13 protein-coding genes are annotated in these 12,675 nt (G+C 57.3%); 11 read left to right on the top strand and 2 right to left on the bottom strand.

Annotated features, from left to right (window positions below):
* Positions 1-10 precede the first annotated feature (10 nt).
* The 9 genes from ispD (at position 11) to sigE (ending at position 6,997) form a co-directional block, all read left to right on the top strand.
* On the top strand, positions 11-730 hold the full coding sequence (gene ispD, locus H9X86_RS06530; protein WP_204900752.1) for a 2-C-methyl-D-erythritol 4-phosphate cytidylyltransferase: 720 nt from the start codon (positions 11-13) through the stop codon (positions 728-730).
* Positions 727-1,200 carry a 2-C-methyl-D-erythritol 2,4-cyclodiphosphate synthase gene (gene ispF, locus H9X86_RS06525; protein WP_204900751.1) on the top strand — a complete coding sequence of 158 codons (474 nt, stop codon included), beginning with the start codon at positions 727-729 and terminating at the stop codon, positions 1,198-1,200. Before ispD ends, ispF begins: the two co-directional genes overlap by 4 nt.
* Positions 1,201-1,299: 99 nt before the next feature.
* Positions 1,300-1,554: a putative Se/S carrier protein gene (locus H9X86_RS06520; RefSeq protein ID WP_204900750.1), complete on the top strand. Its 255-nt coding sequence runs from the start codon at positions 1,300-1,302 to the stop codon at positions 1,552-1,554.
* Complete coding sequence (locus H9X86_RS06515; RefSeq protein WP_204900749.1) at positions 1,551-2,684, top strand: aminotransferase class V-fold PLP-dependent enzyme; 1,134 nt, start codon at positions 1,551-1,553, stop codon at positions 2,682-2,684. The genes H9X86_RS06520 and H9X86_RS06515 overlap by 4 nt, the downstream gene beginning before the upstream one ends.
* A 92-nt stretch (positions 2,685-2,776) precedes the next feature.
* Positions 2,777-4,039, top strand: coding sequence for a replication-associated recombination protein A (locus H9X86_RS06510; RefSeq protein WP_204900748.1), 1,263 nt, complete (start codon positions 2,777-2,779; stop codon positions 4,037-4,039).
* A gap of 21 nt (positions 4,040-4,060) precedes the next feature.
* Positions 4,061-4,255, top strand: a complete 195-nt coding sequence (locus H9X86_RS06505; protein ID WP_204900768.1) for a DUF951 domain-containing protein — start codon at positions 4,061-4,063, stop codon at positions 4,253-4,255.
* Positions 4,252-5,304 (top strand): histidinol-phosphate transaminase, encoded by a 1,053-nt coding sequence (gene hisC / locus H9X86_RS06500; protein WP_204900747.1) that lies wholly within the window; start codon positions 4,252-4,254, stop codon positions 5,302-5,304. The genes H9X86_RS06505 and hisC overlap by 4 nt, the downstream gene beginning before the upstream one ends.
* Positions 5,305-5,438: 134 nt before the next feature.
* Entirely contained in the window at positions 5,439-6,275 is an 837-nt protein-coding gene (locus tag H9X86_RS06495; protein WP_204900746.1) for a sigma-E processing peptidase SpoIIGA, read from the top strand.
* Between the two features lie 2 nt (positions 6,276-6,277).
* Positions 6,278-6,997, top strand: a complete 720-nt coding sequence (gene sigE / locus H9X86_RS06490) for an RNA polymerase sporulation sigma factor SigE (protein ID WP_204900745.1) — start codon at positions 6,278-6,280, stop codon at positions 6,995-6,997.
* A gap of 37 nt (positions 6,998-7,034) precedes the next feature.
* Here the strand turns inward: sigE and sigG are convergent, their stop codons facing one another.
* The gene (gene sigG / locus H9X86_RS06485) at positions 7,035-7,805 is read right to left on the bottom strand and encodes an RNA polymerase sporulation sigma factor SigG (RefSeq protein ID WP_204900744.1); all 771 of its coding nucleotides are present in this window, start codon (positions 7,803-7,805) and stop codon (positions 7,035-7,037) included.
* Between the two features lie 182 nt (positions 7,806-7,987).
* Positions 7,988-9,532: an ABC transporter substrate-binding protein gene (locus tag H9X86_RS06480; RefSeq protein ID WP_204900743.1), complete on the bottom strand. Its 1,545-nt coding sequence runs from the start codon at positions 9,530-9,532 to the stop codon at positions 7,988-7,990.
* Positions 9,533-9,804: 272 nt separating this feature from the next.
* Here H9X86_RS06480 and H9X86_RS06475 point away from each other — a divergent pair, with 272 nt between their 5' ends.
* Both H9X86_RS06475 and H9X86_RS12875 read left to right on the top strand, forming a co-directional pair.
* Positions 9,805-10,884: a response regulator transcription factor gene (locus H9X86_RS06475; protein ID WP_204900742.1), complete on the top strand. Its 1,080-nt coding sequence runs from the start codon at positions 9,805-9,807 to the stop codon at positions 10,882-10,884.
* Positions 10,881-12,650, top strand: a complete 1,770-nt coding sequence (locus H9X86_RS12875) for a histidine kinase (RefSeq protein ID WP_204900741.1) — start codon at positions 10,881-10,883, stop codon at positions 12,648-12,650. Before H9X86_RS06475 ends, H9X86_RS12875 begins: the two co-directional genes overlap by 4 nt.
* The last annotated feature ends 25 nt before the right edge of the window (positions 12,651-12,675 follow it).

The raw sequence follows: 12,675 nt of genomic DNA, 5'->3' as shown, positions 1-12,675 counted from the left end.
AGGAGAATATATGTCATTGTTTGGACGTAAACGTAAGCAGCCCCAGCAGCCAGGCTGTGCCATGGTGGTGGTGGCGGCGGGGTCATCCCAACGCATGGGGCAGGATAAGATGCTGCTGGAGCTGGAGGGACGGCCGGTGCTGGCCCACACGCTGCTGGCCCTGGAGGGCAGCCACCGGGTGGACGAGGTTGTAGTGGTTACCCGGGAGGATCTGGTGGGCACTGTGGCCACTCTGTGCCGGGACATGGGCCTGCAAAAGGTGAAAACTGTGGTGCGGGGTGGAGCCACCCGGGTGGAGTCTGCCAGGTTGGGGACTCTGGAGGTGTCCCAGGAGGCCAAACTCATTGGCATCCACGACGGAGCTCGGCCCTTTGTCAGCTCCCAGGTCATGGAGCGGGTGGTGGACAAGGCCCATCAGACTGGGGCGGCAGCTCCTGCCATTCCTGTGCAGGACACCATCAAGGTAGCGGTGAACGGCGTGGTGGAGCACACCCCTGACCGGGCCACCCTATTTGCGGTGCAGACGCCCCAGATCTTTGACGCTGACCTCATCCGGGGCGCATTGGCCAAGGCTTTACAGGATAACGCCCCCATCACCGACGATTGCTCGGCTGTGGAGCGGCTTGGTATGCCGGTGTCCCTGGTGGAAGGGGATCGGAGCAACATCAAATTGACCACCCCGGCGGATCTGGCTGTGGCCCGGGTGATTTTGGAGGGATGGAACCAATGATGCGAGTGGGACATGGATATGACGTACATCGCCTGGTATCTGGGCGTAAGCTGGTTTTAGGCGGGGTGGAGATTCCCTGGGAGATGGGCCTTTTGGGTCACTCGGATGCCGACGTGCTGGTGCATGCGGTGATGGACGCCCTGCTGGGAGCCGCTGGGCTGTGGGACATCGGCCACGCCTTTCCGGACAACGACCCCGCCTATGCGGGCATTGACAGTATGTTGCTGTTGGCTGAGGTGCGGGATATGCTCACGGAAAAGGGGTATACGGTGGGCAATGTGGATGCCACCATCCTGGCCCAGCGGCCCAAGTTGGCCGGACATATCCCCCAGATGCGGCGCAACATCGCCCAGGTACTGGAGGTCGAGGAGGACTGCATCAACGTCAAGGCCACCACTGAGGAGGGGCTGGGCTTTACCGGCAGCGGAGAAGGCATGGCCGCCCACGCTGTGGCCCTGCTGGAACGATAAAGGCAAACACCTGCGGACGCTCTTGCGCATAGAATGTGCATGAGCGTCCGTATCTTTTTTGGGGAGCGGACAATCCGAAGGGAAGGGAAATGATACCCTATGGTATATTACTTGATTGTATGCCGCTCCCTGACCTATGCCCAGCGTGGGGTGCGGTTGTTGGAGCGGGCAGGTATCTCCGCCTATCTGGTGCGGGCCCCCCGGCTCATTGCCCAGGCAGGGTGCGCATATTGCGTGAAGGTGTCAGAACGGTGGCTGGAGCGGGCAATGGAGCTGATGCGAGGGGCAGGGCTGGCTCTGCGGGGGGTCTATCGTCAGCTGGACAACGGCGAGTTTGAGGAGGTGGAAGTATGATCTACCTGGATAGTGCTGCAACCACCATGGAAAAGCCCGCTTCAGTGGCCAATGCCACCGCTTGGGCAATGAACCACATGGCCAGCCCCGGGCGAGGGGGACATCAGGCGGGAATGCGGGCAGCCGACACCCTGTTTGCCCTACGGGAGACAGCAGTAGAGCTGTTTGATGTGCCCAGTCCCGACCGGGTGGTGCTCACCTATAACGCCACCCATGCCTTGAACCTGGCCATCCATGCCCTGGTGCGCCCGGGGCACACGGTGCTCATCTCCGGCTATGAGCACAACGCCGTCACCCGGCCTCTGTGTGCCCGCAAGGACATCAACCTCCGGGTGGCCCAGGCCCCGGTGTTTGATCAGGCTGGGATGCTGGATGCCTTTGCCCGGGAGCTGGAGCGTGGGGTGGATGTGGTGATCTGCACCCATGTCTCCAACGTCTTTGGGTTTATTTTGCCTGTGGAGGAGCTGTCAAAGCTGTGCCGGGACAGGGGCGTGCCTCTTATCGTGGATGCTTCCCAGTCGGCTGGGTGCCTGCCTGTGAATTTGACCGGTTGGGCAGCGGCCTATGTGGCCATGCCGGGACACAAGGGGCTATACGGCCCCCAGGGCACGGGGCTATTGCTGTGCGGGGAGGAGCAGCCGGCCCCGCTGCTGTATGGCGGCACAGGCAGTGAGTCAAAAAACCAGGCCATGCCGGAGTTTTTGCCCGACCGGCTGGAGGCGGGAACCCAGAATGTGGCGGGGGCAGCGGGTCTGCTGGCAGGTCTGCGCTTTGTCCGGCGGAAGGGGATCTCCCGGATTGGGGCCTATGAGCACTGTCTGTGTACCCGCATGATGGACGCTCTGGAGCAAATTCCAGGCGTGCATGTGTTTAGGGGCGGGATTGGCAACCAGACAGGCGTGTGCTCCATGACTGTGGAAGGGATGGACTGCGAGGAGGTGGGCAGCTGGCTTGCCTGCCGGGGGGTGGCTGTGCGGGCGGGGCTGCACTGTGCGCCTTTGGCCCACCAGACGGCGGGCACCTTGGACACGGGCACGGTGCGGCTGAGCTTTTCTGTGTTCAACACCACCCAGCAGGTGTGTCGGGTGGCGGCGCTGGTGGAGCAGATGGTGCGCTGCCACGCCAAATAAGCTATTCAGCGGATGCTCTCCCTTGCGGGAACCGCTTTTGTGTGCTAAAATATCACGAGAAAGAAGTTTACAGGAAAGAGAGGTGGAGGGGGATGTATCAGCCCTTGGCAGACCGGATTCGCCCCCAGACTCTGGAGCATGTGGTGGGCCAGCGGCACATCTTGGGGGACAACGGCCTGCTGCGGCGCATCGTGGACAGCGGAAACATCCCCAACATGGTCTTTTACGGCCCATCGGGGACGGGAAAGACCACCGTGGCAGATATCATCGCCAAGCGGTCCGGGCGCACCTTACGCCGACTCAACGCCACCACCGCCTCACTGGCCGACGTGCGGGAGGTTATGGATCAGGTGGGCACCCTGTTGGCCCCCAATGGGGTGCTGCTCTACCTGGATGAGATCCAGTACTTCAATAAAAAGCAGCAGCAGACTTTGCTGGAATATATGGAGACGGGGAAGATCACCCTCATTGCCTCCACCACGGAAAATCCCTATTTCACCATCTTCAACGCCATCCTGTCCCGGTCCACCGTCTTTGAGTTCAAGGCCCTGACCCCAGAGGATCTGCTCCCGGCAGTGGAGCGGGCGGTGCAGCTCATGGATGAAGAGCTGGGGGGCGAGAGCCACTTTGAAGAGGGCGTGAAGGAATACCTGGCCCAGGCCAGCGGGGGAGATGTGCGCAAGGCCCTCAATGGGGTGGAGGTGCTGATGAATGCTGCCGCCACCCCCAACGGGGTGCGTACCATCACCATGGAAGATGCCAAGCTGGTGGCCCAGCGCTCCTCCATGCGCTATGACCGGGATGGGGATCAGCACTATGATATCCTGTCTGCCCTGCAAAAGTCCATTCGAGGCTCTGACCCGGACGCAGCGGTGCACTATCTGGCTCGGCTGTTGGAGGCGGGGGATCTGCTCTCCGCCTGCCGGAGGCTGATGGTGATTGCCTGTGAGGATGTGGGGCTGGCCTATCCCCAGGTGATTCCCATCGTCAAAGCCTGCGTGGATGCCGCCACCATGCTGGGATTGCCCGAGGCACGGTTGGCGCTGGCGGATGCGGCCATCCTCATGGCCACGTCCCCCAAGTCCAACTCAGGTCACGATGCCATCAATGCCGCCATGGCGGATGTGCGGGCGGGAAAGACCGGGGATTTTCCCCGCCACCTGCAAAACGTCCACGCCGACGGTACCGGCTTTGAGCGGGAGCAGGGGTATCTCTACCCCCACGACTTTCCCAACCACTGGGTGCAGCAGCAGTATTTGCCCGATGCCTTGGTGGGGCGGGTGTACTACGAGTACGGGCCAAACAAGACCGAGCAGGCTGCCAAGGCCTACTGGGATAAGATCAAACACCAATGAGAGGAGGGGTACCCTATGCCCATGGATATACAAGTCGGTGATGTGCTGGAGATGAAAAAGCAGCACCCCTGCGGCTGCAAGGACTGGCAGGTGCTGCGGGTGGGAATGGATTTTAAGCTGCGCTGCCTGGGCTGTCAGCGGGAGATGATGATTCCCCGGGCCAAGGCGGAAAAAGCGGTGAAACGGGTGAAACGTGAGGGAGGAATAGAGGCATGAAAGAGTTTTGGAGCCGCCGCATTGTGGATGCGGTACCCTATGTGCCGGGGGAGCAGCCCAAGGGGCGCACCTTTGTGAAACTCAACACCAACGAGTGCCCCTACCCTCCATCTCCAAAGGCGTTGGAGGCCATCACTCGTGCAGCGAATGAGACGCTGCGCCTCTATCCGGACCCGGAGTGCCTGGAGCTGCGCCAGACCATCGCCCGGCGGGAGGGGCTGAGTGCCAACCAGGTGTTTTGCGGGAATGGCTCGGATGAGGTGCTGGCTTTTGCCTTCCAGGCCTTTTTTGACCCAGACAAGGAGATCGTCTTTCCCCAAATTACATATAGCTTCTATCCTGTATATACCAGCTACTTCGGCCTCACCTGCCGCCGGGTGCCCATGAACTCCGACTTCTCTGCACCAGTGGAGGAGCTGATGGGGAAAAACGGCGGCGTGGTGCTGTGCAATCCCAATGCTCCTACGGGAATCGGGGTGCCTCGAGACGTGGTGGAGCGGCTGCTCAATGCCAATCCGGACGTGGTGGTCATTGTGGACGAGGCCTATGTGGACTTCGGCGGGGAGAGCTCGGTGGGGCTCATTGACCGCTATCCCAATCTGCTGGTGATCCAGACCGCCTCCAAATCCCGGGCCCTGGCAGGACTGCGGGTAGGCTGGGCCATGGGCAACGAGAACCTGATCCAGGCCCTGTGTTGTGTGCGGGATTCCATCAACTCCTACCCGGTGGATCGGCTGGCCCAGGCGGGGGCCGCTGCCGCCATCCAGGACGAGGACTACTTCGAACAGACTTGCCGAAAGGTGATGGCTACCCGGGAGCGGACGGCCCAGCGGCTGCGGGAGATGGGGTATACGGTGCTGCCCTCCCAGGCAAACTTCCTCTTTGTCTCCCACCCGGACAAGCCTGGCAAGGCTCTGTTGGACGGGCTGCGGCAGCGTGGGGTGCTGGTGCGGTGGTGGTCTGACCCCATGATAGAAAGCTGGCTGCGCATCTCCATCGGCACAGATCAGGAGATGGACACCTTGCTTTCCGCCCTGCAAGACTTATAAATCAGATAAAACACCCGTGAGATGGGGAGCGATGCTCCGTCCCACGGGTGTTTTTATGTCCGAACATCCTTTGACCTTTTTTGAAGGGGCATGGGGCTATAATCTAAGGGCGTCAGAGAAAAGGGGGGATGCCAGTGACGGTGGTATATGTGGACTTGTTGTGGCTGCTCAACTTCATCGCCAACCACCTGCTGCTGCTGGGAGCAGGGCGGCTGGCCGGGGCGGGGCTGCGCCGGTGGCGCATCGCTCTGGGGGCGGCCTTGGGGGCCATGTACGCTGTGGCGATTTTCCTCCCCGGCCTGGGATGGCTGTCTGCGCTGCCCTGCAAGCTGGCCGTGGCGGTGGTGATGGTGGTGTGTGCCTATGGGGGAGAGGTGCGGCTGTGGCGGGTGCTGGGTCTGTTTTTTGCAGCCTCAGCGGGACTGGCTGGGGCCGTACTGGGATTTGAATGGTTGGGGAACGCCTCTCTGACCCTGAACTCTGGAGTGCTTTACACCCAGTTGGATTTGAGACTGCTGTTGGTGGTCTTTTTGGTGTGCTATTTTGTTTTCTCTCTGCTGCTGCGGCGGCTGGGGGCGCATACGGGCTCAGAGCTGGTACATATGGAGCTATCTTTTCCCCAGCGCACCGTGTCCATGACTGCCCTCCATGACACGGGGTTGACCTTATCGGATCCTGTGACAAACCGTCCGGTGGTGGTGGTGTACTGGCGGGATTTTGCCTGGCTGCTCCCACCGGGGGCAGATGTGGCCCGACCCACAGAGTGTGCCCGACTGTGCCACGACCAGGGCATCCGGGGGGTGCGTCTGGTGCCCTACCGTGCAGTGGGGGTGGAGAGCGGAATGCTGCTGGCCTATCCCACCCAAGGGGTGCGAGTGAACGGGCGGAGCATGGGCAGCCTGCTGTTGGCTTTGTCCCCCACGCCGGTGAATGACGGGGGAGCATATCAAGGACTGTTTGGAGGTATGTGAATATGAGAGGGCTGTGGTACGTCAAATTATGTGGGTTTTTGGCTCGGATAGGGCTTCACCTGCCGGGAACGATTTTTTATATTGGGGGCAGCGACACCTTGCCGCCGCCTCTGTCCAAGGAGGAGGAGCGGGAGCTGCTGGCCCAGTGGCAGACCCAGGGGTCCAGCGAGACCATCCGCTCCACGCTCATTGAGCACAACCTCCGACTGGTGGTGTACATCGCCCGCCGCTTTGAAAATAGTGGGGTGGGTATTGAGGACCTGATCTCCATTGGCACCATCGGCCTGATCAAGGCAGTGGAGACCTATAACCCGGGAAAAAATATCAAGCTGGCCACCTATGCCTCCCGGTGCATTGAAAATGAGATCCTCATGCACCTGCGGAAAAATGCCAATCGAAAGGGTGAGGTGTCCCTGGAGGAGCCGCTGAATACCGACTGGGATGGCAATGAGCTGCTCCTCTCCGATGTGTTGGGCACCGACAGCGATGTCATTGAAAAACCCATGGAAGAGGATGTGGAGCGGGACTTGCTTTTCCAGGCGGTGAGCAAGCTGAACCCCCGGGAACGCTCCATCATCACCATGCGCTTTGGGTTGGACGGCAAGACAGAGCGCACACAGAAGGAGGTGGCTACGTTACTGGGTATCTCCCAGTCCTATATCTCTCGGCTGGAAAAGCGTATCATTGGACGACTCAAACAGGAAATATTGAAGCTGATGTGACAAAAAGCCGTGGGGCAGAATGCACCCACGGCTTTGTTCAGAACTCTTTTCGGATTTGTTTCAGGGCGTGCTTTTCCAGCCTGGACACTTGGGCCTGGGAGATGCCGATTTCGGCGGATACCTCCATCTGAGTCTTCCCCTGGAAGAAGCGCAGCTCCAAAATTTCCTGTTCCCGCTTTCCCAGCTTGGAGATGGCATCAGAAAGGGCAATGTGATCCAGCCATGCCTCGTCGGTGTTTTTCCCGTCTCGCACCTGATCCATGACGCACACAGCGTCCCCGGAGTCGGAGTATACCGGCTCAAACAGGGAGATGGGGTCCATCACTGCATCCATGGCAGTGACAATGTCCTCACGACGCAGCTCTAAAATCTTTGCCAGCTCGTCCAGGGTAGGCTCCCGCTGATGTTCATTTTGGAAGGCCTCCCGAGCCTGGAGTACTTTGTAGGCGGTGTCCCGCAGGGAACGGGAGACCCGAATGGTGCTGTTATCCCGGAGAAAACGGCGGATCTCCCCGATAATCATGGGAACGCCATATGTGGAAAACTTCACATCTAAATCTACATTGAAGTTGTCTATGGCCTTGATCAGTCCAATGCACCCCACCTGGAACAGGTCGTCCATGTGCTCCCCACGGCCTGAAAATTTTTGAATCACCGAGAGCACCAGACGAAGATTCCCTGCAATGAGCTCCTCTCGGGCCGCCTGATCCCCCTGACGGGCACGGCGGAGCAGGGCAATGCTCTCTTCGCTTTTCAGCACCTTGAGTTTTGACGTATTCACGCCGCATAAGTCCACCTTACCTTGCACAAAAGCCACCTCGTTTGGAAGATACTGTATTCAGTATCTCCAGACAGGTGGCTTTCATGCAGTGGGGCAGTGGAGGATATTTTTTATCTGTCGAGGAGTTTCGATGGATAATTGTGATTTCATGTTCCCTACCCAGGGATGGGCGGAAATATACTACCTAGGGTAGATGCTGCCCAGGTGGTTCATGACTGGGCATGAAATACATCCAACTGAGCAGAAACTTCCTGCAAAACTTGGTCTACACCATTGGCGTGCAGGGCATCCAAAAATTCCGGGATGTACTGGCCGGGATCCACAGAACCTGTCTCCAGAGAAGGTGCATACTTGGCAATGACGTTGGACAGGGCGGACAGTTGGGGTTCCACGGAATCTGTCTGGAAGGAAAACCCGGTGTTGGGGGCAATGACGGCGGATGCGTTGTATGTCTCAAACAGTTCCACAATGTTTTCTGGGTAGCTGATGTCCCATTTCTGGTTAAAGGGGGTGCCAAACTGCCAGCCGTAAGTGTAATCATAGCCGGAGTTGGTCAGGGTGCCACCCATGGTTTTGTCCACTTGATGCTCTCCTACGGCGGTGTAGTGCACCCCTTCGATGCCGTGGCGGATCAGCGTGCCCACATATTCGTCGGTGTTGAGCAAATTGATGAAAGCCAGCGCCTTGTCCGGGTGCTCACAGGAGGATGAAATGGCCATCAGACCACCCAGGGCACTGCGTGTTTCAAACAGGGGGGACATGAGAGGGACAAACTCCACGCCATGTCCGCAAGACGCACTTAAGGATTCCGCAGTGCCCGGGGCATATTGAATGAAGTAAGAGAACAGGGTGCCCTGCTGAAAATCCCGGTCCCGGTTGGCAATGTCACTGTCATAGGTGACCGGATCCACACCCAGGTAGCCGGCTAGGTTCCAGTCCCGCACAGTTTGGCAATACGACACATATTCCTGGCTGGCATATGGATTGAACACAGCTGACCCAGCCATATCCGAGAAGTTGGAGAACTCCGGCACGGCTGCGGCAATGGGCAGCTTTGGATTGCCGGTGAGGGATTCGTAGGGGGCAGCCATGGGCCATGCGTTGGTCAGACCGGCTACGCCGATGACAGGACTGCCCGCCGCCTGGGATTTTTCTGATACCGTTTGCAGCACAGCGGTGAAATCCTCCAGAGACTTTACGGAACTCATATCAATCCCGTATTCACGAGCCAGATCGCTGTTGTAAAGAATTCCGCCCTGCCATCCCATTTCTTTGTAGGAAGGTACCCCGTAGATGCCGCCGTTGACCTTCACAGCGTCCCAAAGGGATTTAGGTATGAGATCATAGGTTTCTGAGGCGCAGGTAGGCAGCAGCTCTGAGATGTCTAAAAAGGCGCCTTTGCCGGCAAATTGCAGATAGTCGGTGGACCAGTTGGAGGTGAAGCAGATGTCAAAGTAGGAGCCTGCGTGGATCAGGTTGGGCATCATCTCCTTGTAGGTAGGGTTGGAAATCACTTTGTACTCAATTTCCACGCCGATGGTTTGACGGGTGTATTCATTTAGGGCGTTGATAACCTGATCCGTGTCGGAAGCTACGGGGTTGACAGACATATACCAGGTCAATGTTGTAATATTTTCCGGCTCATGCCCGTCATTGTTCTGTTCTCCGCCGGAAAATTGGCAGGCACAAAGCAGACAAGCAGCTATGATAAGACTCCCGGAGAGACCCAGGATCCATTTGAAAAAATGTTTCATCACGTTCTCCTCCTTGGGTGGAGTGCGGGGAATGGAAGATGGCCATGGGAATCCGCCAGAAGAATGGCACAGCCCCCCAATCATTATACACGCTGCGACAGGTTTCAACAACCGTAGAAATGGTAGGGACTCTCACTTTTTTCCATGAGTGCTTTCGTGGAGAAGTGTCAGCGAAAATATAAAGTTTCAAATCCAGGCGCTCAGACGGGGAAAATGTGGTATACTGTAAAGAAGATTGAGTTAAGGACCCAATTTGGAGAGGAGCCAGGTGTATGAAGATAATACTGGTGGACGACGACCCCATGGCTTTGGATGGAATATCCAGGATGCTGCACTGGGAACAGTTTGATGGGCAGCTGGTGGGATGCGCCACGGATGGACAAGAAGCGGTGGAGCTGTTGGAGCAGCATCATCCAGATGTGGTGATATCAGACATTCGGATGCCTGGGATGGATGGCCTGGAGCTGGCACGATATATATATGAACACAATCCAAACACCCGTATGATTCTCATCAGCGGCCATGGTGAATTTGAGTATGCCCAGCAGGCACTGCAATACCAGGTTACGGATTACATACTAAAGCCGATGACCAGGGAGAAACTCAACAGCCTGGAACAGCGGCTGAAGACGATTCGAGACCAACTTTTGCAGGACGAGCCACCCTGGTATGTGTGCAATGAGGCTTTGCGTGGACAGGTTACACAGGCTCTTCGCAAAGGGGATATGGCGGCAATGGGAGAGCTTCTCATCAGTCTGGACGTGCGTCATGCCCTTTCAGAGCGGCGGGATGTGTTAGGCGTTCAGCTGCTCAACTACCTGTTCTCCTATCAGGAGGAACTGGGGCTGGACAAGGACTACCTGGAAGCCATGCGTCGCAAGGCGATCCTGGAGTACTGGAGGCTGACCGACCAGGATCAGCGTCTGTCGTACCTGGCTGCCCAGTACTATGATCTGATGGAACTTGCCGAGAGTCAGAAGGACAAGCATACGGGGCCCATCGTGAGCTATTGCCTGCAAGCTGTGGAGGAGCATTATGCCGATGCAGACTTTAACATCTCCAATCTGGCCGATAAGCTGCATATCTCCCTGTCCTACCTGAGCACGGTGTTCAAAAATGCCACCAAACAAACCATCAGCAGTTACCTGTCCTCCAGACGCTTGGAGCGGGCACAGCAGCTGTTGCAGGATGCGGCGGTTCCCATCAAACAGGTATGTTGGAATTGCGGGTACAGCGATCCACGATATTTTGCCAAGCTCTTCAAGAAGCACACCGGGATGACACCCAGTGAATACCGCAATCTACATGCCGGCACGGCGCAGGGCCTGGACAATGAGGAGGAGAGGTCGTGAGCATACGAAGGTGGTCGTTTCTTGTGGTCTGTTGCGTGGTGTCTGCCATTTTACTGACGATGAATGGAGTCACTTACTTTTTGTTTCGCACATCTATGACCCAGCAGCGGCTCCAATCCCAGCAGATGGTGTTCCAGACCAATGTCAGACTCAGCGAGGTCTTCACCCAGACCGTAGAGCAGCTGGTGTATCAATACACCAGCGATCCTCAGCTGGGGCTGCTGCTCAGTGCGTCGGTGGGAGAGGATCAACTGCGGGATTTCAACACCAAGCAGGGCCTGAATAACCGTGTTTCTGATATCTTGAATGCCCAGCCGTTGCTGCTGAGCCATGGCTTCCGCGTGGAGCTTTATGTCAATGAGGAGCTGGAGGTCAGCCGGTTGTTTTTGCCGTCTAACACAGACTTGAATGTCAGCCGGGTATTTCACAGTGGGATGGTACAGGACCAGACCTGGTATCAGCAGACACTGGAGACGCCCAGCGGACTGTACATTTTTTTGAATGAGGATCAGACCCGGTTATGCTTTGCCTGCCGGCTGCAAAACAGCGCCTACGTTGGCGCCCACTCCCAAGAGGGGCTGGGCGTACTGCGGGGGAGTTTGCCGGTAGCGCAGCTGTCCAACTTGCTGGCCTTGATTCCATCCACGCCAAACAGTGGATTTTTGTTGCTGAAAAAAGGGGGAGATCAGGTTTTTTGCAGCGAAAATCTGAGGGATCTGCCTACACATCAAGTTTATCCTCAGTTGAGTGGGGAGGATGAACCGGTTATGATTGGCGGGGAGAAGTACCTTGGCTCGTGTCAGGAACTGCAGTGGGGCCTGCATCTGGTATTTCTCACGCCGTACCGAGATATTACAAGCCAAGTGTTGGAGATGATGTCTCCCTATGTGATCTGCTCCGTGGTGTTTCTGGTGTTGGGAATTGTGTTATCCACGGTCTTGTCTACGGGCATTTCACGGCCTGTAATTATGCTCACCCGCAAGGTGGAGCAGATCCAGGATATCCGGGATGTGAAGTGGACCAGCGGCGGTGGACCCAGAGAGATTCGGCAGCTGGGTGACAGTTTTGGAAGTCTGATCCGCTGTGTCAACGACCTGATCTGTGAGCTGACACGAAAGGAGGCGCTGCGCCGCGAAAGTGACCTGCGGGCGCTGCAAGCCCAAATTAACCCCCACTTCATGCTCAATGCCATGAACGCTGTGAACTACATGGCTTTGGAACGTGGGGAGGATGACATCGCCGCCACAGTCAACTCCATAGCCAGCTTGATGAGATACAGCATCACTGAGCCGGACCGCATGGTCACCATCAGCACGGAATTGGAGAACATCCAGGAGTATATCTCCATTTACACCCTGCGTTTTCGCCAAAAAATAGGATTGAAGGTGTTACCGGGAATGTCTCCCGGGCAGGTGGTCATTCCCAAATTTACGCTGCAGCCACTGGTGGAAAACTCCATCCGACACGGCATGACCCGGAAGGACGATGGCATTGACATCCAGATTCAGGTACGGGAAGAGGATGAGATGATCGTGGTGGAGGTGACGGATTCGGGGGTGGGGGCGGATGCCTCGCAGCTCAACGCCTACTTGGCCTATCAGGACGTACCCCTTCAGGTCAGTCACGGGTTTGGCATTCGAAATGTCAATGAACGGCTGAAGCTGAGCTTTGGTGAGCGCAGCGAACTTCGTTACTTCAATTACCAGGGACAGCGCTTGATGGCAAGGCTGACGCTGCCCAAGGTGCCACGGGTGGAAATAGAATAATAGAAAGTTCGCCACAGAAGTTTTG

The sequence above is a fragment of the Pseudoflavonifractor capillosus genome (assembly GCF_016902575.1).
Lineage (GTDB): Bacteria > Bacillota > Clostridia > Oscillospirales > Oscillospiraceae > Enterenecus > Enterenecus capillosus_A.
The sequence above is the reverse complement of the archived record's forward strand: the minus strand, read 5'-3'. Positions and strand labels throughout refer to the sequence as shown.